Below are 26,618 nucleotides of genomic sequence, written 5' to 3'. Positions count from 1 at the left end.
CGGTGTGCTGCCCCGAGCTTCGACCCGCCGGGGGCCGTCGCGGATGATGCCAACCGGCGATAGCCCGGCCTTATGGCGGAGGAGGCGCGGGACTCGGCGGAGTTGAGTGCCTGTCATGTCCTTGGCGAGGCCGGTCGACGGCGTCTATGCTCCGGACGTGGAGCTCGACGTGAGACACCTGCGGGTGCTGTGCGCGATCGCCGACACCGGCAGCCTCCGCAAGGCCGCGCTCCAGCTCGGCATGACCCAGCCCTCCCTCACCACCCAACTGCACCGGATCGAACGGGCCATCGGCGGAAGCCTGTTCACCCGCGAGCAGACCGGCAGCCGGCCCACCGCGCTCGGCCACTCGGTGCTGTCCCGGGCCCGCCCGGTGATCGCCGAGATGGCGGCCCTCGTCTCCGCCGCCCGCCAGGAGGCCCGCGAGACCGCCGGCTCGGGGCGGCACCGGCGGCTGCGCATCGGCAGCGTCGGCAGCCGGGCGGTCGCGGCCTGGCTGCGCCGGGTGCACGAGCGGCTGCCGGACACCGACACCACCATCCACGTCGACATCTCGGCCAGCGCGCTGCTGCGGATGGTCGCCGCCGACCAGCTGGACGTGGCCTTCGTGTACGAGAGCGAGGGCTTCCCGCTGCGGGTGCCGCCGGACGCCGAGCACCGCGTCCTGATGGCCCGCGAGCCGCAGTTCGTCGCGCTCTCCGCCGGGCACCCGGCCGCCGCCCGGCCGGTCGTCCACCTGGCCGACCTCGCCGGGGACACCTGGATGGTGGACCCGACCGCCGACCACGAGTACGCGGCGATGCGCCGGGTGTTCAGCGAGGCCGGCCTCAACCCCCGGGTGGTGCAGGTGCGGGACAACGCCACCGCCGCCGAGCTGGTCGCCTCCGGCGAGGCCGTCCGGCACTGCCAGCCGACCTCCCTGCCCGGGCCGGGCACCGTCGTCCGCCCGGTGCACGGGGATCCGCTGGCCGTCCGGCTGCTGTTCACCTGGCGGCCGCGGGTGCTCAGCCCGCCCGCCCTGGACGCGCTGTACGCCGACCTGCGGGCCGCCTACCTGGATCTGGCCAAGGTCAACCCGGCGTACCTGGCCTGGCTGGCCCGGCACGAACCGGTGCTGCTGGACAGGGACCAGGACCGGGCCCAGGACCGGGTTCAGGACCGGCAGGACCGGGTTCAGGACCGGGTCTAGGCCCGGGAGCGGTTTCCGGTCAGGCCGCCGCGGTCTCCCGGCTGTGCAGCACCACCCCCACCACGACCATCAGCGCGCAGACCAGGCCCGCCGCCAGCACCCCCGAGCCGCCGAACGCCGTGCAGGCCAGCACCAGGACGGCCGTGGTCGGCGCCACCGCCTGCGCGAGCAGGCCGCGCTTGGTGTGCCGGGAGTGCAGGTACCAGACGGTCAGCAGGTAGACGGCGGTCGGCACGGTGACGGTCGCGGTGGCGGCCGTCTCGGAGATCTCCGTCTTGTGCACGGCCGACTCGACCGCCACCTCCAGCCCGGTGCCGATCGCCGCCGCCGAGGCGAACACCACGTAGTGGCCGTAGCCCCAGGCGAAGGCCTGCCGGTTGGAGCGCAGGTGGCCGTGGACGGGCCGGGCGAAGTAGATCCACCAGGCCGCGAAGCAGATCAGCAGGCCGCCGACCGCCACCAGCAGCAGCCTGCCCAGCCCCTCGTGCTCGTCCACCGCCGACTGCACCGCCACCGTCGCCGCGGACACCGTCTCGCCGAGCACGATCAGGGTGAACAGCCCGTACCGCTCCGCGATGTGGTGCGGGTGCCAGGCGGTCTGCGTCCGCAGCTCGGCGACCACCGGCACGGCCAGCTCGCACAGCGCGCCGACCGGAATGATCACCGGCCGGGCGGCGTCCGGCAGGAGCAGCAGCACCACCCAGCCGACCTGGCAGAGCGTGATCCCGACCGCGTAGCGCAGCGCGACCCGACGCGCCTCGCCCTGCTCGCTCGCCGCCGCGCGCAGCCACTGGGTGACCATCGCGAGGCGCATCACCACGTACCCGGTGATCGGCAGCGCCAGGTCGTGGGTGGCGAACAGCCGCGGCACCCCGGCCGCGAGGATCAGCACCCCGGCGATCTGCACCAGCGTGGTGACCCGGTACGGCACGTCGTCGCAGTCGTAGGCGGAGGCGAACCAGGTGAAGTTCATCCAGGCCCACCAGATCGCGAAGAAGGACAGCACGAAGCCGCGCAGGCCGTCCCCGTAGTGCCCGGCCGCCAGCGCGTGGGCGAGCTCGCGCCCGGCCTGGCCGACCGCGACCACGAAGCAGAGGTCGAAGAAGAGTTCCAGGGGGGTCGCCACCCGGTGCGGCTCGTCGCGGTCGCGCGGGACCATCCGGCGCACCGGGCGCGGATCGACGTAGTGCGGTCGCGGTGCTGCGGCGGCGGAATCGCTGGCCATCGGTGCTGCTCCACAGGGTGCCGGGGTGGGCTGTCCCGCGCATCCTGGCAGCGGCGGGGGCCGGACGCACGCACCGGCGCGACGCGCCGCAGCGACCCGAACACCCGCGTCAACCCAGCCCGAACACGGTCGAGATGATAGAGAATGTCCCTTTTTTCCTTACCGTCAGCCGTAGTTGACGGCGCGGTGCGCGAAGTGGGTGACAGCCCGGCGGGTTTCCGGGCGCGCCCGGCGCGCGCTGCGGCGACCGGCCGGAGCACCCCGCTACATTCGTGCCCGGTTGGAAGCGAGCGCGGGCCCCGCGGGGCCCCACGACACGGGCGGCCTGCGGGCAACGCGGAAGGTCAAGGCTGGTGGCGGAACGGCGGGGGCGGCGCGACCGGCCCTCCGCTGCCCGCGCCACCCGCCTCGTGATCACCGCGCTGCTCGCCAGCGCCCGCCGTGCCGTCCACCACCACCGCTTCCACCCGCACTTCGACCGCCACCCCGGCGTCCGTCGATCACTCGCGGTCACCACCCGGATACGATTCGGCGGATCGGCCGGGCGGCATGTAAGGTCTTCCACGTCAGCAAGCGCCGCTAGCTCAGTTGGTTAGAGCAGCTGACTCTTAATCAGCGGGTCCGGGGTTCGAGTCCCTGGCGGCGCACCCGACAACCTCAGGCCGTCCACTCCGGTGGGCGGCCTGAGGCGTTTCCGGGGCGGGTAGTGCTAGTCCCCATGACCTCCTTCGACACGCGCCCCCTGGCCGAGGACCTGCTGCTGCTCTGCGCCGAACCGACGACCGGACGGCTTCGGCTCCCCACCACCTTCCCGACCGTGATCGCCGGCGCCGCCCTCGCCGAGCTGCACCTGGGCGGCGCGATCACCCTCGACGGCCGCCGGATCACCGGCTTCCGGCCGCCGGGCGACCGCGACGGGTTCGCCCCCGGGGTGCTGGCCGAGCTGGAACGGGCGGGCGAGGCCCGGCGGCCGACCACCCTCGACCACGCGCTCCGCAAGCTGCCCCGACGCGCCGGCCCCCGGTACCACCTGGACCGGCTGACCGAGCAGGGCGCGCTCACCGTCGCCACCCACCGATTCCTCGGACTGCCCCACCGCCGCTGGACCGCCGTACGGCCGGACACCGCGGCGCTGATCGCCGGGCGGGTGGCGGCGACCCTGGCCCGCACCGCCGACTCCGGCCCCGCCACCCCGGCCGAGGAGCGGGACCACCAGCTGGCCGGGCTGATCGGCGCGGCCCGGCTGGACCGCCGGCTCTACCCGGGAGCGGCGGGCGCCCCGACCCGCCGGGCGGTGCGACAGCTGGCCCGGAGCCTGCCGGTCGCCGGCGCCGTGAAGCGGGCCCTGGACCGGCGCCGGTCCGCGGCGAGCGCCTGAGGCCGGCGTCCGCGTCGCCCCCGGGGGCTCAGCCCGTTTCGAGGACGGCGGAGGCCACCGCGTCCGGGCGGTCGAACATCACCAGGTGCCCGGCCGGGGCGGTGCTGCGGTACTCGGCGCCGAGCAGCGCCGCCAGCTCCCGCTGCTCGGCCAGCCGGGCCTCGGTGCGGCGGTTGCGGCAGCCGTCGTCGGCCGCCAGGACGGTGACCGGCAGCCCCGGGGGCAGCGGCCGGGTGCGGCGCAGCCCGTCCAGCTCGGCGGCGACGTCGAGGTAGCGGGCGTTCTCCCGCAGCAGCGCGCGCAGCGCCCGTCCGGTGCGGTAGCAGTGCCGGGCCAGCGGCGCCGGGGCGAGGTCCTCGTGGCGGACGGTGGAGAGCCGGGCCGCCGCCCGGCGGGCGGCCGGGCCGAACAGGTAGGGCACCGCGACGGCGGTGGCGGCCCCGGCGAGCGCGCGGACCGCGAGGTCGCGGGCCCCGGGCGCGGGGTACGGGCGGGCCGCCGGCTCGACGCTGCCGTCGACCAGCACCAGGGCGGCGGTCCGCTCGGGGTGCAGCCGGGCGAAGGCCTCGACGTGGAAGCCGGCCAGCGAGTGGCCGACCAGGGTGCAGGGCCCGGGCAGCCCGAGGCCGTCCAGCACGGCCCGGATCCGCTCGGCCTCGCCGGCCGCCGTGGGCGCGGGCCCTGCGGCGGCGGGCTCGGGGGCACTCAGCCCGTAGCCGGGCCGGTCGAAGCGGACGACGGTGCGGTAGGGCGTGAGGAACGGGACGACCAGGTCCCAGTCGAACCAGCTGCTGCCGAGGCCGCCGGTGAGCAGGCACACCGGGCCGCTGCCCTCGGTGCGCACGTGCAGCGGCACCCCGCCGATCCGCAGGAAGCGGGCCCTTTCGTCGTGCAGGTCCGGGGAGGGGAGCGACGGCTCGCGGTGTGCTGGCTGGGGGCTGGGCACCGTTCCACCCTAGCCCCGGGCCGACTCCACCCCAATCGGCAGGAAAGGGGTGATTCGGACGGCCGCGGCCCCGGATGGTCCGGAGCACCCCTCGGAACCGTGTATTGTTTTCCAGGTCAGCAGGCGCCGCTAGCTCAGTTGGTTAGAGCAGCTGACTCTTAATCAGCGGGTCCGGGGTTCGAGTCCCTGGCGGCGCACAGACATCGGGGAGCCTCTCGCAGCAGCGAGGGGCTCCTCGAATTTTTTTGGCCCTCGACGTCCGTTTTGCGTGTGATGTCGGTCTCGATCGCCGCTCGGGCGGAGCCATTCGGCCCGCCGGGTCGTCCTGGGCAGTACACCGGAATCGGGACGAAGGTCCCCGTACCGTCGCCCCCAGTCTGTGCAGGCCGGCGAGTCCGCCCGCAGGAAAGGCCGCGCTTTGTCCCGAAACGCCCAGGGCGGCCGGATGCCGTCGATCAGTCTCCGGCCGGTCAAGCGGCTCAAGCGGTCCACCGGCCCGGCGGTCGGCGGCAAGAAGCCGCGCCGCCCCAAGCGCACCGGCTGGCGCCGGCTGATACCCACCTGGCGGATGACGCTGCTCGGCTTCGTCTGCGCGGTGCTGCTCGGCGTCGGCCTGTTCGCGCTGGGCATCGCCCTGGTGAAGGTGCCGGACGCGAACGCCACCGCCGTCGCGCAGAGCAACACCTGGCTGTACTCGGACGGTTCGGTGATCACCCGCACCGGCCAGACCAACCGGCAGAACGTGACGCTGGACAAGGTCTCCCCCGCCGCCCAGCACGCCGCGCTGGCCGCCGAGGACCGCAACTTCTACAACGAGGGCGCCGTCAACGTGCAGGGCCTGGTGCGGGCCGCCTTCAACACCGCCAAGGGCGAGGGCACCCAGGGCGGCTCCACCATCACGCAGCAGTACGTGAAGAACACCTACCTGAACCAGAAGCAGTCGATCAGCCGCAAGGTGCAGGAGCTGTTCATCGCCGTCAAGGTGGACGCCACCGAGAGCAAGGACGACATCCTCGCCGGCTACCTGAACACCTCCTACTACGGCCGCGGCGCCTACGGCATCCAGGCCGCCGCCCAGGCCTACTTCGGCCTCGACGCGTCCGCGCTCAACCCGGCCCAGGGCGCCTACCTGGCGACCCTGCTGAACGCGCCGAGCGCCTACGACGTGGCCACCGCGACCCCGGCCGGCAAGCAGAACGCCGTCAACCGGTGGAACTACGTGATGGACGGCATGGTCAAGGAGAACTGGCTGTCCGCCGACGAGCGGGCCAAGGCCGCGTTCCCGGACGTCAAGGACCCGCAGCCCAACCCGGGCCTGTCCGGCCAGGCCGGCTACCTGGTGGACGCGGCCACCCAGTACCTCACCTCGAACGGGATCATCAACGAGACCGAGCTCGCCAAGGGCGGCTACACGATCAAGCTGAGCATCGACCCGGCCCGCCAGCAGGCGCTGCAGGACTCCGTCCAGGCGCAGCTGCACGACACCCTGAACCCGGACAAGCGGAAGAAGGACGCGGCCGCGCAGGCCGGCGCCGCCTCCGTCGACCCGAAGACCGGCGCGGTCGTCGCCCTGTACGGCGGCGTCGACTACGTGAAGCACTACGTCGACAACGCGACCCGGCGCGACTACCAGGCCGGCTCGACCTTCAAGGCGATCGCCCTGGCGGCCGCGTTCGAGAACAACGCCAAGACCCAGGACGGCCGCACCGTCACCCCGCGCACGGTCTACGACGGCACCAGCGGCCGCAAGGTCCGCGGCGGCAAGGGCACCCCGTACGCGCCGCCGAACGAGGGCGACAAGAGCTACGGCCAGATCAGCCTGCAGCAGGCCACCGACTGGTCGGTCAACTCGGCCTTCGCCCAGCTCGCCCAGGACACCGGGCTGCAGAAGGTGAAGGACACCGGCATCGCGCTGGGCCTGCCCGCCAACACCCCGGGGCTCGACCCGGTGCCGTCCATCCCGCTGGGCGCGGCCACCCCGAGCGTGCTGGACATGGCCGGCGTGTACGCCGCGCTGGACAACGGCGGCAAGCAGATCACCCCGTGGCTGGTTCAGTCGGTGGACCGCGAGGGCGAGGCCGTCCAGCTGCCCGCGCACAAGACCACCCAGGCGATCAGCACGGACACCGCGAACCAGGTCACCTCGATGCTGCAGGGCGTGGTGAGCGACCCGGGCGGCACCGGCTGGCGGGCGAAGGCACTGGGCCGTCCGGTGGCGGGCAAGACCGGCACCACGGACGACCAGAAGTCCGTCTGGTTCGTCGGCTACACCCCCGAGCTGGTCACCTCGGTCGCGCTGTTCGGCCAGGACCCGGGCACCGGCGCCCAGGTCTCGCTCAGCGGCGTCGGCGGGATCGACGGCGCGGCGGGCGGCCAGTACCCGGCGCAGATCTGGACCAGCTACATGAAGGCCGCGCTCAAGGGCCAGCCGGTGAGCGACTTCGCGACCCCGGCCGACGACGCCGGCGACGCGGGCGCCACCGACCTGCCGACCGCGCCGAGCACGCCGACCGGCACCCCGTCCACCGGCCCGACCGGCGGCGCCAGCACGCCGCCGAACGACGGCACCGGCTGGAGCGGCAACAAGGGCACCGGCGGCGGGGCGACCACGGCCCCGACCACGCAGCCGACCACCCGGCCCACCACCCGGCCCACCACCCGGCCGACCCCGACCGGCCAGCCGACCACCCCGCCCACCACCCAGCCGACGACGCAGCCGACCACCCAGCCCACGGGCGGCACGGACACGGGCACCGGCACGAACACGGGTGCCGCGGCGGGCAACTAGGTCCCCCGTAGTGGCGTGGTCGCCGGCCGCCGGCGACCACGCCACTACGGACAGTTCAGAGCAGGACCGAATGACGGAATGGCACCTTACCGAGGTGCCGGTACGACTGTCAGAATGCGTCGGTGCTCAGCTCAACCGCCTCGTCGGCCCGGCCCTCGGGCCGCACCCTCGGCCTCACCCTCGCCCTGGTCTCCGCCGTCGCCTTCGGCGGCTCCGGCACCGCCGCCAAGCCGCTGATCGAGGCCGGCCTGTCCCCGCTGCACGTGGTGTGGCTGCGGGTCACCGGCGCCGCCGTCGCCCTGCTCCCGATCGCCTACCGGCACCGGGACGCCGTCCTGCGCCGCCCCGGCCTGCTGCTCGGCTTCGGCCTGCTCGCCGTGGCCGGCGTCCAGGCCTGCTACTTCGCCGCGATCTCCCGCATCCCGGTCGGCGTCGCGCTGCTCATCGAGTACCTCGGGCCGCCGCTGCTCATCGGCTACGTCAAGTTCGTCCAGCGCAGGCCGATCGGCCGCGGCGCGGCCATCGGCGCCGGCGTCGCGGTGACCGGGCTGGCCTGCGTGGTGGAGGTGTGGAACGGCCTGAGCTTCGACGCGCTGGGCGTGCTCTTCGCCCTCGGCGCGGCCTGCTGCCAGGTCGGCTACTTCGTGCTCGCCGACGCCGGGCGGCGCGGCGAACGCCCCGTCGACCCGCTGGCCGTCAGCGCGTTCGGGCTGCTCATCGGCGCCGTGCTGCTCACCGCCTTCACCCGGCCCTGGCAGGCCGACTGGAGCCCGCTCGGCGGGTCCGTGGTGATGAACGGGCACACCCTGCCCGCGCTGCTCCCGGCCGCCTGGATGGTGCTGGTCGCGACCGTGCTCGCCTACCTGACCGGCGTGGTCTCGGTCGGCTACCTCTCGCCGCCGGTCGCCGGGGTGGTGGCCAACCTGGAGGCGGTGGTCGCCACCGTGCTGGCCTGGGTCCTGCTCGGCGAGCACCTGGGCCTGCCGCAGATCGCGGGCGGCCTGCTCGTCCTGGCCGGCGCCTTCGCCGCCCAGACCGGCAAGGCGCCGGAAACGACGGACGTCCCGGCGCCGGAGCGGGCTTCGGTCTAGGCGATCAGCCAGGCGATCAGCCAGGCGATCAGCGACCGACCCAGCCGAACCAGTCGAAGTGGCCGACCGGCCACACCACGGCCGCGACCGGGCCGACCACGTTGTCCACCGGCACGGCGCCGCCGCCCGGGCCGCGCTGGTGGTAGCGGGAGTCCGCCGAGTCGCTGCGGTGGTCGCCCTCGACCCAGATGTGGTCCGCCGGCACCGTCACCGGGCCGAAGTCCAGGCCCGCGCAGGAGTCGTCGCCGGGGTGCAGGTAGGGCTCGTCGACCTTCTTCCCGTCCACGGTCAGCGTGGTGCCCGAGCACTGCACGGTCTGGCCGCCGGTCGCGATCACCCGCTTGACCAGGTAGTTGTCGTCCTTCGGCGGGACCAGCCCGACGAAGGAGAGCACCGAACTCGCCGCGCCGGTCAGCGGGTTCGAGTCGGCGGGCTGCGGCGGCAGCCAGCCGCCCGGGTCCTTGAACACCACCGGCTGCCCCGGCTCCGGCTTCCAACCGGTCAGCGGCGCCAGCTTGTTCACCCCGACCCGGTCGCCGACCCGCAGCGTGTTCTCCATCGAGCCGGACGGGATGGTGAACACCTGGAACAGGCAGGTCTTGATCAGCAGCGCGACCGCCAGGCCCACCACCACCATCACCGGCAGCTCGATCCACCACGGCCGGGGCCTGCGCCCCGGCCGCCCGGCCTTCCGGCCGCGGATGCCGCGGGCACGGCGCCGGGCCTCGGCCCGGCCACCGGGAGCGGGACGCCCGGCGGCCTCGGCGGCGACGTCCGGGGCCGGACCGGGGTCGGACCCGCTGGGCGTTTCGGGCAGGTTCACCACCATCGTCGCTGCTCCACCTCTCCGGCTGGGGAAACCTGCACGCTACGCCAACCCCGGAGCGTGGAGAAATCGGGCGTTTAGCCGCCCCCGACATCCCGGGGCGGGTCAGGCGCGGGCGATGGCCTCGTGGTGCCGGATCACCTCGGCGATGATGAAGTTGAGGAACTTCTCGGCGAAGACCGGGTCCAGCTTCGCCCCGGCGGCGAGCTCGCGCAGGCGCTTGATCTGGTCCCGCTCGCGCACCGGGTCGGCCGGCGGCAGCTTGTGCTCGGCCTTCAGCCGGCCCACCCGCTGGGTCGCCTTGAACCGCTCGGCCAGCATGTGGACCACGGCCGCGTCGATGTTGTCGATGCTCTCGCGCAGGCTGGTCAGCTCCGCCCGCACGGCGTCGTCGATCCCCTCGGTCGGGCCGGCGGCGGGGGTCGTGGGGTAGTCCGTCATCGGGGCGGCTCCCGGTGTCTGGGTGGGGCGCCCGACCGTACGGCGGCCGGGCTCGGGCCCGGGCAAATCTAACAGGGCACCCGCTCCGGATCCCCATGCCGGACGGCCCGGTTCCAGCATGCGGACACGTCGCTGGACCGGTGGTGCGCGCACGGCCCGTAGGCTGTTGCGCGCATGACCGGATGCGACGACCCCGCAGTCCCCGTATCAGCAGTCCCCCAGTGATGGAGGTACCGATCGTGGCAACCACCCGCACCGCGCACACCGAGTGGGAAGGCAACCTGCTCGACGGCAAGGGCCTGGTGACCTTCGACTCGTCCGGGATCGGCGAGTTCCCCGTCTCCTGGCCGGCCCGCGCCGAGCAGCCGAACGGGAAGACCAGCCCGGAGGAGCTGATCGCCGGCGCCCACTCGGCCTGCTTCTCGATGGCCCTCTCGAACGGCCTGACCGGCGCCGGCACCCCGCCGGCCAAGCTGCACACCAAGGCCGACGTCACCTTCCAGCCCGGCAAGGGCATCACCGGCATCCACCTCACCGTCGTCGGCGAGGTGCCCGGCCTGGACGAGGCCGGCTTCGTCAAGGCCGCCGAGGACGCCAAGGCCAACTGCCCGGTCAGCCAGGCCCTGACCGGCACGACCATCACCCTGACGGCCTCGCTGGGCTGACCCCTCCGGGGGGCGCGAGCCCCCGCCGGACGCGCCCGTCCGATCCGGCCCGTTCCGGCGCGCGACCGGCGCCCGGGGGCGCGGCTTCGGCGCGCACACTCCCGGCGCACGTCATGTGATGTGCACCGGGAGCGTGCGCGCATACCGCCACACATGATCACAAAGCGGTTGAATCACCCTGGCGGCGGTCACCGCGCGTTGCCGTCGCGGCCTATGATCGGCCGCAGCGCCCTGTTCTTCACGCGGGTCACCGCGCGACAGCGCCCCACGGCGGGCGCCCCGCCGGCGGACCGACTCCGAGGACCGCGACAGAGTGCGGAGCCGGCCGCCGGAGCCCCGTTCGGCCGGCCTGACCAGCATCGAGCGTCAGCAGCGGACGGGAGCATGCCGTGCCGGGCCAGAACGAGGGGGCCGACGCACACCACTCGGGCGTGCAGCACGAGGAGCCACCACACCACCGCCCCGGCACGGCCGGCGCGGGCGCGGCCTGCGGCACGCTGGAGGAGCCGGAGGTGCTGCTCTGCCCCACCTGCTCGGCCCCGCTCACCGGCGGCGCGCACCCCGGCCCGTCCGACCCGTCCGGCGAGGCGGCCCCGCTGGCCGCGCTGCGCGCCAGCGAGTCCCGGTTCCGCGCCGCCTTCTGCGACGCCGTCATCGGCATGGCGCTGATCGGGCCCGACGACCGGATCATCGAGGTCAACCCCGCCTTCGCCGCCCTGGTCGGGCGCAGCGTCGGCGAGCTGGTCCGCACCCACCTGCACGAGATCGTCGACCCGGAGGGCATGCCGAGCAGCCTGTTCCCGGAGCTCGTCGACGGCGGGCGGGAACGGTTCCGCGTGGAGAAGCAGCTCCGGCACCGGGCCGGCCACACGGTGTGGAGCAAGCTCACCGTCTCGCTGATCCGGGACGGCGCCGGCGAACCGCTCTACATCCTCGCCCTGGTGGAGGACCTGACCGAGCAGCGCCGGCTCGGCGACCGCCTGGAGTACCAGGCGCTGCACGACCCGCTGACCAGGCTGCCCAACCGGACGTCCTTCTTCGAACGGCTCGACGCCGCCTGCCTCACCGCCGCGGACGCGACGGCCGACGGCTCCGGGAGCGCGGACGGGCGCCGGGTGGGCGTCTGCTACCTGGACCTCGACGGCTTCGCGGCGATCAACGAGACCCTCGGCCACCACATCGGCGACCAGCTGCTGATCGCCGTCGCCGCCCGGCTGCGCAGCGGCTTCACCGGCCCCGGCGCCCCGCTGGTGGCCCGGATGGGCGGCGACGAGTTCGCCCTCCTGGTCACCGACAGCCTCGGCAACGAGCAGCTGACGGCGGTGGCCGCCCGGATCCTGGAGCTGCTGGAACGTCCCTTCGACATCGCCGGGCACCGGCTGGTGGTCACCGCCAGCGTCGGCGTGGTGGAGCGGTCCGTGCACGAGACCACCCCGACCGACCTGGTCAAGGACGCCGACGCCACGCTGTACTGGTCGAAGGCGGACGGCCGCGCCCGCTGGACGCTCTACGACCCGGACCGCGGCGCCCACCAGCTCACCCGCCAGCTGCTCGCCACCGCGCTGCGGCCGGCCCTGGAGCGGGGCGAGTTCACCATCGAGTACCAGCCGCTGGTCGGCCTGGCGGACGGCACCGTGCACGGCGCCGAGGCCCTGGTCCGCTGGCGGCACCCCCGCTACGGGACGCTCTCGCCGGACCGTTTCATCCCGCTCGCCGAGGAGTCCGGCGCGATCGTGCCGCTCGGGAAGTGGGTGCTGGAGGAGTCCTGCCGGCAGGCGCGGCGGTGGCTGACCGAATTCCCCGAGACGGAGACCTTCGTCAGCGTCAACCTGGCCGCCCGGCAGATCTGGGACTCCGACGTGGTCGCCGACGTGGCCCGGGCGCTCGAGCGGACCGGGCTGCCGGCCCGGCTGCTCCAGCTGGAGATCACCGAGAGCGCCCTGCTCGGCCCGGGCGGCCGGCCCTCGCAGGCCCTCCAGGCGCTCGCCGACATGGGCGTGCGGATCGCGATCGACGACTTCGGCACCGGCTACTCCAACCTGGCCTACCTGTCCCGGCTCCCGGTGCACGTGCTGAAGCTCGACGGCACCTTCATCAAGAGCTTCCGGGACCCGGCTCCGGCCGCCCGGCCGAACCTCCCGGGGCCCGGGGCCCGGCGCAGCGACGCCGACGAGCAGATCGTCGGCGCCATGGTGCAGCTGGCCCACACGCTGGGCCTGACCGTCACCGCCGAGGGGATCGAGAGCGCCGCCCAGGCGGAGCGCCTGCGGCTCACCGGCTGCGACACCGCCCAGGGCTGGTACTTCGCCCGGCCGGGCGAGGCCGAGCTGGTCGCGGCCATACTGCGCGAGGGCCGCCCGGCGGCCGCCTCCTAGGCGGACGCCTCCGCAACGGACGCGGTCAGGCCGTACGCCTCGGCGATCAGGCCGTAGGAGCGGAGCCGGGCCTCGTGGCCGTGGACGTGCGAGGTGACCATCAGCTCGTCCGCGCCGGTGCGCTTGCGCAGCGCCTCCAGGCCGTCCGCGACCCGGCCGGGGGCGCCGAGCACCACGTTCTCGAACCAGGTGTCGACGAAGTCCGCCTCGGCCGGGCTGTACGGGTACTCCTCCGCCTCCTCCGGGGTGGGGATCGGGCCGGGGGTGCCGCGCCGCAGCCGGAGCATCGCGAGGGCGGCGGAGCGGGCCAGGCGGCGGGCCGCCGGTTCGTCGTCGGCGGCGACGGCCGTCACGCCGATCAGCGCGTACGGCTCGGAGAGCACCGCGGAGGGGCGGAAGGACGAGCGGTAGAGGTCCAGCGCGGGGATGGTGTTGGCGCCGCTGAAGTGGTGGGCGAAGGCGAACGGGAGGCCGAGGCGGCCGGCCAGCTGGGCGCTGAAGCCGGAGGAGCCGAGCAGCCAGACCGGCGGGCGGCCCTCGCCCTTGGGGACGGCGGTCAGCCCGCGGTACGGGTGGCCGGCGGGGAAGTCGCCGTCGAGGAAGTGGGTCAGCTCGGCGAGCTGCTGCGGGAACTCGTCCGGGCCGTCCGTGCGGCCGCGGCGCAGCGCCCGGGCGGTGGCCGGGTCGGTGCCGGGGGCACGGCCGAGGCCGAGGTCGATCCGGCCGGGGTGCAGGGCCTCCAGCAGGCCGAACTGCTCGGCGACGGTCAGCGGGGCGTGGTTGGGCAGCATGACGCCGCCGGAGCCGAGCCGCAGGGTGGTGGTGCGGGCGCCGAGGTGGGCGAGCAGGACGGGCGGGGAGGAGCTGGCCACGCCGGGCATGCCGTGGTGTTCGGCCACCCAGAAGCGGTGGTAGCCCCAGCGCTCGGCCTCCCGGGCCAGCGTCGTGGTGGCGGCCAGGGCCTCGGCGGGGGTGTAGCCGGAGCCGACCGTGGCGAGGTCGAGGATCGAGAGCGGGGCGGGGGCGGTGCCGCGCGCGGTGCCCCGGATCGCCACCTCGGCTCCCGGCCCGGTTCCGTGCGTCTGCTGGTCCTCGCTGGTCATGCCGTCCGTCCTCCGGGCTGTCCTCGGGCCGGCCTGGCCGCCGGCTCCCGTCGTCGGCGACCGCACGGGCTCGGGTGGCCCCGCGGTCGCTGCTGCCGACCGGGGTCAACCACCGCCGCGGGCCCGCTGTTCCCGCCGTCCGGCGTCGGACCCGGCAAGGATCCGGGCGAGCGGGCGTTGCGTGCGGCACCTCGCCCCGGGGGCTCGTGCCGTGGTGGAGGGGACGTGTGGGAACACCGCGCAGGAACACCGCGCAGGAACACCGCGCCGGGACCGTCCGTTCACGCATTGGCCGGGAACCGCGGCTTCCCCGGGGTGCTTCAGGGCATGAAAAGTCGGGACGCTAGCGTTGACCCAGCAGCCACCTGCTCCCCCGGGCGGCGGTGGAGGGAGTTAGGGCCTTGGACTTCGTGGCGGCGATCGGATCCTCGTGGATCTGCGCCCTGGCGCTGTGCGCCGTGCTCGGGGACGCCCTGCTGCCGTTCCTGCCCAGCGGGACGCTGGTGATCCTGGCCGTGCTCAAGACGGCGCGGATCGACGGCGCCCCGGTGCTGCTCGGCCTGGGCGTGGCGGTGGCCTCCTTCCTCGGCGACGTCCTGCTGCTGCACCTGGCCAGACGCGGCGCGCCGCTGCTGCAGCGCCGGCTCGCCCGCCGGCCGAAGCTGGCGGCGAGCGTGGCCCGGGTCCAGCAGGCGCTGGTCGAGCGCCCGCACGGCGGGGCCGCCGCGATGGTGGTGATCGCCCGGTTCGTCCCGGGCGGGCGGACGGTGCTGGACGTGGCCATCGGGCACTCCCCCGCGCATCCGCACCGCTTCCTGCGCTGGTCGGCCGTGGCGGCGCTGGTCTGGGCCGCGTACATCGTGACGCTGGGCTGGCTGAACAGCCACTGGTTCGACACGGCCTGGCTGAGCATGGCGGTGTCCTGCGCGGCGGCGACCGCGATCAGCACCGCGATCGCCCGCGTGGTGCGCCGCAACCGGCGGCTGGCCGCGCTCTGAGGCCGGCCCCGGGGGCCGCGGCCGGAAGTCTGCCCGGACGGGCGACGGATCCTACCGGCCGCTGACGAACCCTGACCGATCCGGACGGACCGGCGGTACCGTACTGCCCTGGCGGTGCGGCGAGCGAAGCGTCACAGGACGGCAACAGACGACCGGTCGCCGCAGCCCGGACCGGCCCGTCCGGCGTGTACACCGTCGTCGGAGCCGTACGACCCCGGGCGACCCCCGGGCGACCTCGGCCGAGCTCGGGCGACCCCCGGGCGGCCTTGGTGGCGGCTTCGACCACATGACATGCTTGCGACGGAATGTTCATCAATTGCCCGATTTGACCGGTGCGGCCCCCGCCGCCTCACCCACCGGCGTCGGCAACCAGGGGAGACCATGACCAAGATCTCGCGCAGGACGGTGCTCAGTGCGACCGCCGCGACCGCCGCCCTCGGCGCGGTCGCGGCCTGTTCCAGCGGCGGGTCGGGTTCGGGCCAAGGCTCCTCGTCCGCGCCGCCCGGCGGCGACGCGGGCACCCCGCAGGGCGCCACCGGCGACCCGACCAAGGCGCAGGTGCCCAAGGGCACCCCGATCGGCGACGGCTCCAACGCCGACACCGGCCCGCAGCCGAACCAGCCCAAGCCGGAGAAGCTCAAGCCGGGCGAGCGCCCGCCCCAGTTCGTGGTGTTCTCCTGGGACGGCGCGGGCGGCACCGACGACGGCCAGTTCCCCCGGTTCCTGAAGCTGGCGGAGCAGTACAAGGCCACGATGACCTTCTTCCTGTCGGGGATCTACGCCCTGCCGAAGGGCAAGTCCGACCTGTACCACCCGCCGAAGCACTCGGTCGGCGCCTCGGACATCCCGTACCTGTCGGACGGCGCGGTCAAGAGCACCCTCAAGCTGGTCAGCCAGGCCTGGCTGGCCGGGCACGAGATCGGCACCCACTTCAACGGGCACTTCTGCTCCAGCCGCCCGGACAAGAACGGGGTCAACATGTGGACTCCGGAGGACTGGCAGAGCGAGATCGACCAGGCGATCGGCTTCGTCACCCAGTGGCGGACCAACACCGGCTTCACCGACGTCGACCCACTGCCCTTCGACTACAAGAAGGAGCTGATCGGCGGCCGCACGCCGTGCCTGGAGGGCCAGAAGGCCCTGCTGCCGACCATCGCCAAGCTGGGCTGGAAGTACGACGCCAGCTCGCCGGGCGGCCTGCAGATATGGCCGCAGAAGGTGCAGGACGGCAAGGTCTGGGACTTCCCGCTGCAGGGCATCCCGTTCCCCGGGCACACCTTCCAGGTGCTGTCGATGGACTACAACATCCTGGCCAACCAGTCCGCCGGCAGCACCAAGGGCGACCCGGCCAAGTACAACGACTGGCGCACCCAGGCCACCAACTCCTACCTGGCGGGCTTCGACCGGGCCTACAACAGCAACCGGGCGCCGTTCTTCATCGGCAACCACTTCGAGCAGTGGAACGGCGGCATCTACATGGACGCCGTCGAGCAGACCCTCAAGACGATCGCGGGCAAGCCCGAGGTGCGGCTGGTCTCCTTCAAGCAGCTGGTCGAGTGGCTGGAGGTGCAGGACCAGTCCACGCTGCGCAAGCTGCGCTCGCTCGGCGTCGGCCAGGCCCCGGCCGGCGGCTGGGAGGCCTTCCTCGGCACGGCGGGCTGACGCGGCGGGCTGACGCGTGCCACCCCGCGCGCTCCGGCCGCGCACTCGCGCGGCCGGAGCGAATTCGGGCCGCTATCACCTTCGCGCGTCAGGATGGCCTGGAACCATAGTATTTTCACGCCTGAGTGGTGATCATTTTTCCGATCGGTTGCAATCATCCTTGCGTTCCAGGAGAGTTGAACGCGTGGAGGAACAGACGAATAGCTGAACCCGCCGCACGATTCACGTGCTGGAACGCCCGGAAACCGCACTGATGAGTGCAGTTCGCCGGGCGGTGGTCTGTTCCGGAACTTCACGACGAAACACGTCGCAACACTCCGGGGGGAGAGCCACATGACCATGCCGTTCTCACGACGAGGGGACGTCGGAACGGCCCGGGAGAGCAGTGCCGGAGAACGGATCGACCACGCCCTGGCCACCGTTCCCACGCCCGAAGCCCCGTACGACTACGTCCACTTCAGCCGCCTCGCCGGCCCCGCGACCGAACCGGACGACCTCGGCGGCGTCTACCGCCCCGACCCGGGCGCCGCGAAGGCCGCCCCGACCGCCCCCTACCGGGTCCGGTACCGCAGCCTGCTGCGCCGCGAGCCGCACCGCGTCCGCGCCGCCCTGCTGCTGGTGGCGGCCCCGCTGCTGGAGGCGGTGCTGCTGGTGTGGCTGCTGCTGCCGGAGCACTGGCCCGAGCGCGCCGACGAGACGAACGTCCTGGTCCTGCTGGGCGACAAGGTGATGATCGGGATCATCGCCGTCGTCGAGGTGTTCCGGCTGGTCAACGTCGTCTCCAACACCCACGCCACCCTGGCCGCCCGCGATCCGGTGCCCGTGACGCCCGAGGCCGGCACCCGGGTCGCCTTCCTCACCACCCGCGTCCCCGGCAAGGAGCCGCCGGAGATGGTGCGGGCCACGCTGCTGGCGGCGCGCGGCGTGCGGCACGACGGCCCGTACGACGTCTGGCTGCTGGACGAGGGAAACGATCCTGCCATGCAGGCCCTGTGCGCCGAGCTGGGCGTACGCCACTTCAGCCGCCTCGGCCGCCCGCACTGGAACCGGCCGAAGGGCCGCTTCCGCGCCGGGACCAAGCACGGCAACTACAACGCCTGGCTCCAGGCGCACGGCGACGACTACGACTTCTGGGTCTCCGTGGACACCGACCACGTGCCGCTCCCGGACTTCTGCGAACGCATGCTCGGCTACTTCCGCGATCCGGACGTGGCATTCGTGGTCGGCCCGCAGGTGTACGGGAACTACCGCAGCTCGGGCTCGGCCGTGACCGCATTCTCCGAGAGCCAGCAGTACCTCTTCCACGCACTCGTCCAGCGCGCCGGAAACCGTTACGGGGCGCCGATGTTCGTCGGCACCAACAACGCCGTCAGAATCCGCGCGCTCCGGTCGATCGGCGGGTTGTCCGACTCCGTCACCGAGGACATGGCGACCGGCCTGGAGTTCCACGCGCGCCGGAACCCGGAGACCGGGGAACGCTGGAAGTCCGTGTACACCCCGGACGTGCTCGCGGTCGGCGAGGGCCCGTCCTCCTGGACCGACTTCTTCTCCCAGCAACTGCGCTGGAGCCGCGGCACCTACGAGGCCCTGTTCACCCGGTACTGGCGGCTCGTGTGGCGGCTGTCGCCCGGCCGGCTGCTCAACTACACGCTGATGCTGGCCTTCTACCCGATGGCGGCGCTCACCTGGCTGCTCGGCGGCGTCTCCAGCGTGCTCTACCTGGGCTTCGGATCCTCCGGCGTGCACGTCTCCTCGGAGATCTGGATGATGCTCTACAGCGACGCCGCCGCGCTCCAACTGCTGCTCTACACCTGGAACCGCAAGCACAACGTGAGCCCGCACGAGCCGGCCGGCTCCTCCGGGGTCGCGGGCATGGTGATGTCGGCGCTCTGCGGCCCGGTCTACACCGCCTCGCTGCTGCAGGCGCTGGCGCGCCGGCGCAACCGCTTCGTGGTCACCCCGAAGGGCCGCTCGGCCAGCGCCGACCGGCTCGGCACCTTCCGCTACCACCTGTTCTGGACGCTGGTGTTCGGCGGCGCCCTCGTCGCGTCCTTCCGCACCGGCTACGACCACGTCGCGATGCGCACCTGGGCCGCGATCGCGCTCGGCCTGACCCTGCTGCCGATCCTGGTGCTGGCCGCCGACGGCGTCCGCCGGCGCCGGAGCAAGCCCACCGCCACCCTCACCGTCACCGGCGCCACGACGGCCCCGGGGGTCGTCCTGGAGAAGCGCGGCCCGCGCCACGCCCGCCCTGCGGGCGCCCGCGCCCCGAAGGCAGCGCCCACCGCGCCGGGTTCGACCGCGCCGACCCCGACCGTGCCCGCCCAGGGCGGTCCGCTCGACAGCCCGACCGTCCCGCTGCGCCTGCCCGCGCCCGACCGGGCCGGCCGCGGACCCCACTGAGCCGGCCCGCCCCACGCCCGGCACCCTGCCAGCCTCCTGAGGGGACCTCAGCACCGTGAAGATCCAGAAGATCCACAAGACCGGCCGGACCAAGCGCTTCGCCCTCGGCAGCACCGTCGCGCTGACCGTCGCCGGGATGAACGCCCCGGCCGTCCTCGGCTTCGCCAACGACCAGTACCACAACTACGTGATCAACCAGCCCGGCTACAAGGCGGAGTACGGCCACTGGCAGACGCTCGGCCTGCCCGCCGAGTTCCGCGTCAACGCCGTGCACGCCACCGTGCTGCGCACCGGCAAGGTGCTCATCGTGGCCGGCTCCGGCAACGACGAGAAGCAGTTCAACGCGGGCACCTTCAAGAGCCTGCTCTGGGACCCGGCCGCGAACACCTACAAGCTGATACCCACCCCCGCCGACATGTTCTGCGGCGGCCACACCTCCCTGCCGGACGGCCGGGTGCTGGTCGCCGGCGGCACCGCCCGGTACGAGAAGCTGGACGGCGCGGTGAAGAAGGCGGGCGGCGTGATGCGCGTCCGCAACGAGAGCCCGGACCGCGCCCGGAGCTTCCCCAAGGGCACCGTCTTCGTCGCCCCGAACGGGCGCGAGTACGCCTCCGCCGCGGACGTGACCGTCCCGGCCGCGACGAAGTCCGGCGCCGGCGCACAGACCAGGGTCACCGCCGGCGAGACGCGCGTCTTCGTCGAGGCCCTCGGCGCGGGCCAGGACTGGGTCTCCGGCGCGCCCGCCCAGTACCGGATCAAGGGCCTGGCCGGGGCCGACGCGCACAACCTGTACGGGCAGAGCGCCAAGATCACCCTGGACAAGCAGGAGTACCAGGGCATCCGCTCGGCCTTCGAGTTCAACCCCGACACCGAGCTGTACGAGCAGGTCACCGACATGGCCCACGCCCGCTGGTACCCGACCCTCACCGGGCTGGGCGACGGCCGGGTGGTCACCGTCTCCGGCCTGGACGACACCGGCGAGGTCCTCAACGGCAACGACAACGAGATCTACGACCCGAAGACCAGGACCTGGGCCAAGGGCCCCGACCGCTACTTCCCGACCTACCCGTCGATCTTCCTGACGGCGAACGGGAAGCTCTTCTACTCCGGCTCCAACGCGGGCTACGGCCCCGCCGACAAGGGCCGCCAGCCCGGCGTGTGGAACCTCGCGGACAACAGCTTCCAGCCCGTCCCCGGCCTGCGCGACCAGAACCTGACCGAGACCTCCTCCTCGGTGCTGCTGCCGCCCGCGCAGTCCCAGAAGGTGATGCTGCTCGGCGGCGGGGGCGTCGGGGAGTCCCCGCTGTCCACCGCCCGCACCGACATCGCCGACCTCTCGGCCGCCCAGCCCGTGTTCACCCCGGGCCCGGACCTGCCGGCCGGCGGCACCCGCTACCTGAACAGCGTGATCCTCCCGGACGACACCGTGTTCACCACCGGCGGCTCCAGCGGCTACCGCGGCCGCGGCGACAGCGACCTGCTCAAGGCGCAGGTGTACCACCCGGATTCCAACACCTTCAAGAAGGCCGCCGAGCCGACCGTGGGCCGCGACTACCACTCCGAGGCGGTGCTGCTGCCGGACGGGCGGGTCGCCGTGCTCGGCTCCAACCCGCTGTTCGCGGACAAGGCCGAGACCCAGCCGGGCGGCTTCGAGCAGCGGATCGAGATCTACACGCCGCCGTACCTGTACCACGGCGACCGCCCGCAGGTGACGGACGCTCCCGGGGCGGCGAAGCTCGGCGGCACCGTCCGGGTCGGCACCGCGCGGCCGGGGGCGGTGGCCACCGCCAAGCTGATCCGGCCGAGTTCGGTCACCCACGCGACGGACGTCGAGCAGCGCTCGGTGGCCCTGGACATCACCGGGCGGACTGCGGACGGGGTCTCGCTCGCCCTGCCGGCCAACCCCAACCTGCTGCCGCCGGGCTGGTACATGCTGTTCCTGACGGACGGGCAGGGCACGCCCTCGGTGGCGCGCTGGGTCGAGGTGAAGGCGTAGGCCCTCTCAGCGGGCGGCCCGGGCCAGCCCCAGGGCGTACGGGAGCCAGAACTCCCCCGCCCGGGGCTCGCCCCGGCCGCACTCGCCGTCCGACTCGCCCGGGTTCTTGACCCACAGGTAGGCGTCGACCCCGGGCCGCCCGGTGTCGGCGGTGGGCCGCTCGCCGAGCGCCCGCCCGGGCGGGTTGCACCAGGAGTCGCCGCCCAGCGGGCCGTTGCCGTTGCGGCTGGTGTCGATGACGAAGTGCTTCCCGCCCAGGGCGGCGGAGAGCCCGCCGCCGTAGGCCGCGTTCCGGCCGGTCTCGTAGAAGTTGGCGACGTTGACGGCGAAGCCGTCCGCCGCGGCGATGCCGGACTTGCGCAGGGCGCCGGCGAGCTCGGCCGGGTCCTGCGCCCAGCCGGGGTTGCCCGCGTCCAGGTAGACCCGGACGTTCGGGCGCTTCTTCAACTCCTGGACGGCGAAGGCCAGCAGGCCGTACCGCTCGGCGGCCTGGTCGCCCTTGACACCGCAGCCGTCCAGGGTGTGCGGGACGGCGTCCGGCTCCAGCACCACCCAGGCGCGGCGGTCGGCGAGGGCCTCGGCGACGCCGGTGATCCAGGCGCGGTAGGCGGCGGCGTCGGCGGCGCCGCCGGCCGAGTAGAGCCCGCAGTCGCGGTGCGGGATGTTGTAGGCGACGAAGACCGCCGTGCGGTCCGCCTCGGTGGCCCGGCGGCTGACCTGTTCGGCGATCTCCTGGGCGTCCTGCTCGCCGAGCCACTGCGCGGAGGGCTGGGCGGCGATCCTCAGCAGGCTGTCGGCGTCCGCCGTGCGGCCCTGGCCGCGCAGCGCGGCGAGCTGCTGGGCGGCGTTGGTGCGGTCGGACACGTAGAAGGCCTGGCCGGGGAGTTGGGGCAGTCCGACGTTCGCGGGGGAGGTCGCGACGGGCGGCGCCGGGGCCGCGGCCGGGGCGCTCGGCGACGCGCCGTCCGAGCCGCTGCAGCCGGACCCCGCCAGTGCCAGTGCGGTGGCCAGCGCGGCCCACCGAAGCGCTCCCGCCCGTCCCAGCACGTGCACGTACCGCCCTTCCCCCGCTCCAGGCCTGGGCCCTGCCGGCACCAGCTAAGCACACCCGGGGCGGCCGCACGGCCCGCATCGGTGAACGCCAAGTGGCCGCGGGCGGACGGAAGTCCACCCGCGGCCACGAACCCCCCGGGGGGTGGCTCAGACCTGCTTCAGGTTCGGCACCTGCCAGTCGATCGGCTCGCCGCCGAAGCCGTCCAGCGCCGAGTTGATCTGCGAGAACGGGCGGCTGCCGAAGAACAGCCTGGCGGACAGCGGCGACGGGTGCGCGCCCTGCACGACCGCGTGCTTCTCGGTGTCGATCAGCGGCAGCTTCTTCTTCGCGTAGTTGCCCCACAGCACGAAGACCACCGGCTCCTCGCGCGCGCTCACCGCCTTGATCACCGCGTCGGTGAACTTCTCCCAGCCCTTCGCCTTGTGCGAGTTGGCCTCGTGCGCGCGGACCGTGAGCACCGCGTTGAGCAGCAGCACGCCCTGCTCGGCCCAGTGCATCAGGTAGCCGTTGTCGGGGGCGGGGATGCCCAGGTCGGCGTCCAGCTCCTTGAAGATGTTGCGCAGCGAGGGCGGCGTCCTGGTGCCGGGCAGCACCGAGAAGCTCATGCCGTGCGCCTGGCCGTCGTCGTGGTACGGGTCCTGGCCGAGGACGAGCACCCGGACCTTCTCGTACGGCGTGGCCTCCAGCGCGGCGAACTCCTGGCCGCTCGGCGGGAACACCTGGTGCTCCGCGCGCTCGGCCGCCACGAAGTCCGCCAGCTGCGCGAAGTACGGCTTCTCCGCCTCGGCGCCCAGCACCGCGCGCCAGGACTCGGGCAGCTCCAGCCCGCCGCCCGCGCCGGCCTCGACCGCGCCCGCCTCGACCGTCTCCGTCACGACATCTACCTCCCACACCGCGGCTGGTGTGCCGCACGCCCTCTTTCACCCCGAACGCTACACAGGCCCACCGACAGACCGGTCCGCCGGAGCGGCCACGGGCTCCTCCGCCGCGATCTCCCGGGCAGCACCGGCCGCCGCCCGCGCCACCCGGACGTGCTCCACCGCGTTGAGCGCCACCAGCAGCACGGCCAGCACCACCAGCACCACCAGCGCGGGCAGTCGCACCATCGCGGGCAGCAGCGCCAGCACCAGCGCGGCGGCGACGAGCCGGGTGACGGCCACCCGGCGGAACATCATCCAGCGGGTGTAGCCGAAGGTCAGCAGGTACAACCCGCAGCCGCCGTACAGCAGCGCCACCGAGCCGGCGCCCAGCGCCTCCCCCGGGTCGGCGACGGTCTCCTCGAAGCCGACCGCCACCCCGATCACCCCGGCGGCCAGGGCCAGGTGGCCGTACTGGAAGATCCGCCGGATGACGTCCCGGCGCGAGTCGGCGGTCTCCACGGCGTGCCGCATCGCGTCCGCCGCGTAGACGAAGTACTGCCACCACAGGCCCGCCGAGATGGTGAACGCGGCCGCCACGGCGGCGAGTTCGGCCGCGTCCAGCCGGGCGGCGGCGGCCGGGCCGCCGATCCCGACGACCGACTCGCCGAGCGCCACCAGCAGGAACAGCGCGAACCGCTCGGGCATGTGCGCGGGGTGGTAGGCCACCACGGCGAGGCGCCGCCGGAACACCAGCGGCGCGGCCAGGTCGCAGAGCGCGGCCAGCGACCACAGCGCCAGCCGCGGGCCGTCCGGCAGCAGCCCGCCCGCCACCAGCAGCGGCCCGCTGACCAGCACGGCCACCCCGTACGGGCCGCGCCAGACACCCGGGAGGCGGGCCACCAGGAGCAGCAGCACCAGCCGGGCCAGCCAGTACGCGACGCCGAGCAGCAGGCCGCGCCGGCCGTACGCGCCGGGGACGGCGAGCGCCATGAACAGCCCGCCCAGGCCGACCAGCAGGATGCCCAGGCGGTCGCGCGGGTTGTCCACGTCCCGGATGTTGGCCTGCACGGTGGTGCCCACCCAGCACCAGTACACCGGGACGAACACCACCAGCGCCTCGGCCAGGCCGACCAGGTCGTGCCGGTGGTGCAGCAGGGCCGAGACCTGGGTGATGGCGAAGACGAAGACCAGGTCGAAGTACAACTCGGCCCAGGTGACCCGTTTCTCCGCCGCCTCCACTGCCGTGCTCATCCGCCCGTTCCTCCCCCACCCGTGACGCGCGGGCCCCGCCCCGGCACTCGGCCGGAGCGGGGCCCGCGATGGCACGGCAGAGGCTAGACCAGCTCGACCAGGTCCGCGATCGACTTGACGACCCGGGTCGGCCGGTACGGGAAGCGCTCGACGTCCTCGGCCGCCGTGAGGCCGGTGAGCACCAGGATGGTCTCCATCCCGGCCTCCATGCCGGCCACGATGTCGGTGTCCATCCGGTCGCCGATCATCACGGCGCTCTCCGAGTGGGCGCCGGCGGTGTTCAGGGCCTCCCGCATCATGAGCGGGTTCGGCTTGCCGACGAAGTACGGCTCCACGCCGGTGGCCTTGGTGATCAGCGCCGCGACCGAGCCGGTGGCCGGCAGCACGCCCTCGGTGGACGGGCCGGTCTCGTCCGGGTTGGTGCAGATGAACCGGGCGCCCTGGTTGATCAGGCGGATCGCCTTGGTGAGCGCCTCGAAGGAGTACGTCCGGGTCTCGCCGAGGACGACGTAGTCGGGGTTGTTGTCGGTCAGCACGTAACCGGCCTGGTAGAGCGCGGTGGTGAGGCCGGCCTCGCCGATCACGTACGCGGTGCCGCCCGGGCGCTGGCCCGCGAGGAACTTCGCGGTGGCCAGGGCGGAGGTCCAGATGCACTCCTCGGGGACCTCCAGGCCCATGCCGGCCAGCCGGGCGCTGAGGTCGCGCGGGGTGTAGATGGAGTTGTTGGTGAGGACCAGGAACGGCTTGCCGGACTCCCGCAGCCTGCGCAGGAACTCCTTCGCGCCGGGAATGGGCGTGCCCTCGTGGATGAGGACCCCGTCCATGTCGGTCAGCCACGACTCGATGGGCTTGCGCTCTGCCACGTAGGTGTCTCCCTCGGTCTTGCAACGGTTCTGAACGATCTCGCACATCGCTCCGGACCGGACACCGTCGGCCGGCCGGGCACCACAGGCTGCCCCAACGCCGACCAGCGTAGTCGTCCATCGGCGCGGCCCGCAGTGCCCACCGGATCGGTCAGCGGGGCAGCACGGTGATCCCGAGCGACTTCCAGGTGCCGAGCACCCCGGGCCCGTTCCGACCAGCTCGCCGAGCACGCCGGACTGTCCAGCCGTACACGTTGTCGGTGAGGACCAGGAGCGGATTGCCGGATTCCCGCAGCCTGCGCGGGAACTCCTCCGCGCCGGGGATCGGCGTGCCCTCGGGCATGAGGACGCCGTCCATCCGGCACCTGGGGAGATACCGGGAGCAATCGGGCGGGGCGTGGTTGAGTGGGCGCATGACTGCTGAGATCTCCCGTCCGCTGCGGGTCGGGCTGGTCGGGTACGGCCTGGCCGGGTCGGCGTTCCACGCGCCGCTGATCGCCGGCACGCCGGGGCTGCGGCTGGAGGCCGTGGTCACCGCCAATCCCGAGCGCCGGGAACGGTTGGCGCGCGAGCACCCCGGCGCGCGGGCGGTGGACACCCCCGAGCTGCTGCTGGCCGACCCGGAGGCGCTGGACCTGGTGGTCGTCGCCACCCCCAACCGCACCCACGCGCCGCTCGCCCGGGCCGCGCTGCGGGCCGGGCTGGCCACCGTGGTGGACAAGCCGCTGGCCGGTACGGCGGCCGAGGCGCTGGAGCTGTGCCGGCTGGCCGGGGACCGGGGCGTCCTGCTGTCGGTGTTCCAGAACCGGCGCTGGGACGGGGACTTCCTCACCGCGAGCCGGCTGGTGCGCGGCGGCGCGCTGGGCCGGGTGCACCGCTTCGAGTCCCGCTTCGAGCGGTTCCGGCCCAAGCCGAAGCCGGGCTGGCGCGAGCTGGCCGACCCGGCCGAGGCCGGCGGCACGCTGTACGACCTGGGCAGCCACCTGGTCGACCAGGCGCTGACCCTGTTCGGCCCGGTCGAGACGGTCTACGCGGAGATCGACGTGCGGCGCGACGGCGCGGTGGTCGACGACGACGCCTTCCTCGCCCTCACCCACGCCTCCGGCACCCGCTCGCACCTGTGGACCAGCGCCGTCACCCCGCTGACCGGCCCCCGGCTGCGGGTGCTCGGCGACACCGCCGGGTACGTCAAGTCGGGCATGGACCCGCAGGAGGCCGACCTGCGGGCCGGCCGGCGCCCGGGCGCCGGCCGGCCGTGGGGCGTGGACCGGCCCGAGCGGTACGGCACCCTGGGCACCGACGGGTCGGCGATCTCGCTGCCCACCGACCCGGGCGACTACCCGGCCTTCTACGCGGGCGTCGCCGCCGCCCTGGCCGCCCCCGGCACCCCGCCGCCGGTCGACCCGTACGACGCGGTGGCGACGCTGACCGTCCTGGAGGCCGCCCGCGGCGCCGCCGCGACGGGCCGGACGGTCCGGCTGGGCTGACGGGCACGGCTGGGCTC

At 73.8% G+C, this 26,618-nt stretch carries 20 protein-coding genes, 2 tRNA genes and 1 pseudogene; 13 read left to right on the top strand and 10 right to left on the bottom strand.

The window, feature by feature from the left end; all coding sequences use genetic code 11:
- Nucleotides 1–157 precede the first annotated feature (157 nt).
- A complete protein-coding gene (locus AB2U05_RS21435; RefSeq protein ID WP_369183979.1) occupies nt 158–1,189 on the top strand; it encodes a LysR family transcriptional regulator in 1,032 nt (343 codons plus the stop codon).
- 19 nt (nt 1,190–1,208) lie between these two features.
- Here AB2U05_RS21435 and AB2U05_RS21430 read toward each other — a convergent pair whose 3' ends face one another.
- Nucleotides 1,209–2,414, bottom strand: a complete 1,206-nt coding sequence (locus AB2U05_RS21430) for a low temperature requirement protein A (protein WP_045711367.1) — start codon at nt 2,412–2,414, stop codon at nt 1,209–1,211.
- A 573-nt stretch (nt 2,415–2,987) separates the two neighbouring features.
- On the opposite strand from AB2U05_RS21430, the gene AB2U05_RS21425 reads away from it, so the two are divergent.
- Nucleotides 2,988–3,061: transfer RNA gene (locus AB2U05_RS21425), tRNA-Lys, on the top strand.
- Between the two features lie 71 nt (nt 3,062–3,132).
- Complete coding sequence (locus AB2U05_RS21420) at nt 3,133–3,792, top strand: GPP34 family phosphoprotein (RefSeq protein WP_369183978.1); 660 nt, start codon at nt 3,133–3,135, stop codon at nt 3,790–3,792.
- Between the two features lie 28 nt (nt 3,793–3,820).
- Here the strand turns inward: AB2U05_RS21420 and AB2U05_RS21415 are convergent, their stop codons facing one another.
- The gene (locus AB2U05_RS21415) at nt 3,821–4,687 is read right to left on the bottom strand and encodes an alpha/beta fold hydrolase (RefSeq protein WP_369185978.1); all 867 of its coding nucleotides are present in this window, start codon (nt 4,685–4,687) and stop codon (nt 3,821–3,823) included.
- 174 nt (nt 4,688–4,861) lie between these two features.
- Here AB2U05_RS21415 and AB2U05_RS21410 point away from each other — a divergent pair.
- The 3 genes from AB2U05_RS21410 (at nt 4,862) to AB2U05_RS21400 (ending at nt 8,617) form a co-directional block, all read left to right on the top strand.
- Nucleotides 4,862–4,935, top strand: a tRNA-Lys gene (locus AB2U05_RS21410).
- Between the two features lie 248 nt (nt 4,936–5,183).
- Nucleotides 5,184–7,526, top strand: a complete 2,343-nt coding sequence (locus AB2U05_RS21405) for a transglycosylase domain-containing protein (RefSeq protein ID WP_369183977.1) — start codon at nt 5,184–5,186, stop codon at nt 7,524–7,526.
- Nucleotides 7,527–7,648: 122 nt separating this feature from the next.
- Nucleotides 7,649–8,617, top strand: a complete 969-nt coding sequence (locus tag AB2U05_RS21400; RefSeq protein ID WP_045698831.1) for a DMT family transporter — start codon at nt 7,649–7,651, stop codon at nt 8,615–8,617.
- A gap of 28 nt (nt 8,618–8,645) precedes the next feature.
- Here the strand turns inward: AB2U05_RS21400 and lepB are convergent, their stop codons facing one another.
- Together lepB and AB2U05_RS21390 are read right to left on the bottom strand one after the other, a co-directional pair.
- Nucleotides 8,646–9,446, bottom strand: coding sequence for a signal peptidase I (gene lepB, locus AB2U05_RS21395; protein WP_369183976.1), 801 nt, complete (start codon nt 9,444–9,446; stop codon nt 8,646–8,648).
- A gap of 102 nt (nt 9,447–9,548) precedes the next feature.
- Nucleotides 9,549–9,884 (bottom strand): chorismate mutase, encoded by a 336-nt coding sequence (locus AB2U05_RS21390; RefSeq protein ID WP_369183975.1) that lies wholly within the window; start codon nt 9,882–9,884, stop codon nt 9,549–9,551.
- Between the two features lie 239 nt (nt 9,885–10,123).
- Here AB2U05_RS21390 and AB2U05_RS21385 point away from each other — a divergent pair, with 239 nt between their 5' ends.
- Nucleotides 10,124–10,549 (top strand): OsmC family protein, encoded by a 426-nt coding sequence (locus tag AB2U05_RS21385; RefSeq protein WP_045698880.1) that lies wholly within the window; start codon nt 10,124–10,126, stop codon nt 10,547–10,549.
- A 389-nt stretch (nt 10,550–10,938) separates the two neighbouring features.
- Nucleotides 10,939–12,924, top strand: a complete 1,986-nt coding sequence (locus tag AB2U05_RS21380) for a putative bifunctional diguanylate cyclase/phosphodiesterase (protein WP_369183974.1) — start codon at nt 10,939–10,941, stop codon at nt 12,922–12,924.
- On the opposite strand, the gene AB2U05_RS21375 is transcribed toward AB2U05_RS21380, so the two are convergent.
- On the bottom strand, nt 12,921–14,027 hold the full coding sequence (locus tag AB2U05_RS21375) for an LLM class flavin-dependent oxidoreductase (protein WP_369183973.1): 1,107 nt from the start codon (nt 14,025–14,027) through the stop codon (nt 12,921–12,923). The genes AB2U05_RS21380 and AB2U05_RS21375 overlap by 4 nt on opposite strands.
- A 410-nt stretch (nt 14,028–14,437) precedes the next feature.
- Between AB2U05_RS21375 and AB2U05_RS21370 the strand changes: the two genes are divergently transcribed.
- The 4 genes from AB2U05_RS21370 (at nt 14,438) to AB2U05_RS21355 (ending at nt 21,086) form a co-directional block, all read left to right on the top strand.
- Nucleotides 14,438–15,025: a DedA family protein gene (locus AB2U05_RS21370; RefSeq protein WP_244178860.1), complete on the top strand. Its 588-nt coding sequence runs from the start codon at nt 14,438–14,440 to the stop codon at nt 15,023–15,025.
- A gap of 381 nt (nt 15,026–15,406) precedes the next feature.
- Nucleotides 15,407–16,687: a lipoprotein gene (locus AB2U05_RS21365; protein ID WP_045698822.1), complete on the top strand. Its 1,281-nt coding sequence runs from the start codon at nt 15,407–15,409 to the stop codon at nt 16,685–16,687.
- Nucleotides 16,688–17,020: 333 nt separating this feature from the next.
- A complete protein-coding gene (locus AB2U05_RS21360) occupies nt 17,021–19,090 on the top strand; it encodes a glycosyltransferase family 2 protein (protein ID WP_369183972.1) in 2,070 nt (689 codons plus the stop codon).
- 136 nt (nt 19,091–19,226) lie between these two features.
- Nucleotides 19,227–21,086 (top strand): galactose oxidase-like domain-containing protein, encoded by a 1,860-nt coding sequence (locus tag AB2U05_RS21355; protein ID WP_369185977.1) that lies wholly within the window; start codon nt 19,227–19,229, stop codon nt 21,084–21,086.
- Between the two features lie 6 nt (nt 21,087–21,092).
- On the opposite strand, the gene AB2U05_RS21350 is transcribed toward AB2U05_RS21355, so the two are convergent.
- The 5 genes and pseudogenes from AB2U05_RS21350 to AB2U05_RS21330 all read right to left on the bottom strand — a co-directional run.
- The gene (locus tag AB2U05_RS21350) at nt 21,093–22,139 is read right to left on the bottom strand and encodes a glycoside hydrolase family 6 protein (protein ID WP_369183971.1); all 1,047 of its coding nucleotides are present in this window, start codon (nt 22,137–22,139) and stop codon (nt 21,093–21,095) included.
- Between the two features lie 147 nt (nt 22,140–22,286).
- Complete coding sequence (locus AB2U05_RS21345) at nt 22,287–23,015, bottom strand: uracil-DNA glycosylase (protein WP_244178858.1); 729 nt, start codon at nt 23,013–23,015, stop codon at nt 22,287–22,289.
- A 57-nt stretch (nt 23,016–23,072) separates the two neighbouring features.
- Nucleotides 23,073–24,251 (bottom strand): low temperature requirement protein A, encoded by a 1,179-nt coding sequence (locus tag AB2U05_RS21340; RefSeq protein ID WP_369183970.1) that lies wholly within the window; start codon nt 24,249–24,251, stop codon nt 23,073–23,075.
- Nucleotides 24,252–24,334: 83 nt separating this feature from the next.
- Nucleotides 24,335–25,114, bottom strand: coding sequence for an HAD-IIA family hydrolase (locus AB2U05_RS21335; RefSeq protein ID WP_045698865.1), 780 nt, complete (start codon nt 25,112–25,114; stop codon nt 24,335–24,337).
- A gap of 253 nt (nt 25,115–25,367) precedes the next feature.
- Nucleotides 25,368–25,472 (bottom strand): annotated as a pseudogene (locus AB2U05_RS21330) (TIGR01457 family HAD-type hydrolase); the annotation flags it as partial.
- Between the two features lie 55 nt (nt 25,473–25,527).
- Between AB2U05_RS21330 and AB2U05_RS21325 the strand changes: the two are divergent.
- Nucleotides 25,528–26,601 carry a Gfo/Idh/MocA family oxidoreductase gene (locus tag AB2U05_RS21325; protein ID WP_369183969.1) on the top strand — a complete coding sequence of 358 codons (1,074 nt, stop codon included), beginning with the start codon at nt 25,528–25,530 and terminating at the stop codon, nt 26,599–26,601.
- Nucleotides 26,602–26,618 lie beyond the last annotated feature (17 nt).

Origin of the sequence: Streptomyces sp. Y1, from assembly GCF_041053115.1 — a bacterium.
GTDB lineage: Bacteria > Actinomycetota > Actinomycetes > Streptomycetales > Streptomycetaceae > Kitasatospora > Kitasatospora rubellomurina.
The sequence above is the reverse complement of the archived record's forward strand: the minus strand, read 5'-3'. Positions and strand labels throughout refer to the sequence as shown.

Excerpts from the sequence above, each read along its gene's own strand:
- AB2U05_RS21430 (WP_045711367.1), bottom strand. The coding sequence starts at position 2,414 with ATGGCCAGCGATTCCGCCGCCGCAGCACCGCGACCGCACTACGTCGAT.
- AB2U05_RS21355 (WP_369185977.1), top strand. The coding sequence starts at position 19,227 with ATGAACGCCCCGGCCGTCCTCGGCTTCGCCAACGACCAGTACCACAAC.
- AB2U05_RS21325 (WP_369183969.1), top strand. The coding sequence starts at position 25,528 with ATGACTGCTGAGATCTCCCGTCCGCTGCGGGTCGGGCTGGTCGGGTAC.
- AB2U05_RS21405 (WP_369183977.1), top strand. The coding sequence starts at position 5,184 with ATGCCGTCGATCAGTCTCCGGCCGGTCAAGCGGCTCAAGCGGTCCACC.
- AB2U05_RS21360 (WP_369183972.1), top strand. The coding sequence starts at position 17,021 with ATGACCATGCCGTTCTCACGACGAGGGGACGTCGGAACGGCCCGGGAG.
- AB2U05_RS21375 (WP_369183973.1), bottom strand. The coding sequence starts at position 14,027 with ATGACCAGCGAGGACCAGCAGACGCACGGAACCGGGCCGGGAGCCGAG.
- AB2U05_RS21390 (WP_369183975.1), bottom strand. The coding sequence starts at position 9,884 with ATGACGGACTACCCCACGACCCCCGCCGCCGGCCCGACCGAGGGGATC.
- lepB (WP_369183976.1), bottom strand. The coding sequence starts at position 9,446 with ATGGTGGTGAACCTGCCCGAAACGCCCAGCGGGTCCGACCCCGGTCCG.
- AB2U05_RS21365 (WP_045698822.1), top strand. The coding sequence starts at position 15,407 with ATGACCAAGATCTCGCGCAGGACGGTGCTCAGTGCGACCGCCGCGACC.
- AB2U05_RS21340 (WP_369183970.1), bottom strand. The coding sequence starts at position 24,251 with ATGAGCACGGCAGTGGAGGCGGCGGAGAAACGGGTCACCTGGGCCGAG.
- AB2U05_RS21420 (WP_369183978.1), top strand. The coding sequence starts at position 3,133 with ATGACCTCCTTCGACACGCGCCCCCTGGCCGAGGACCTGCTGCTGCTC.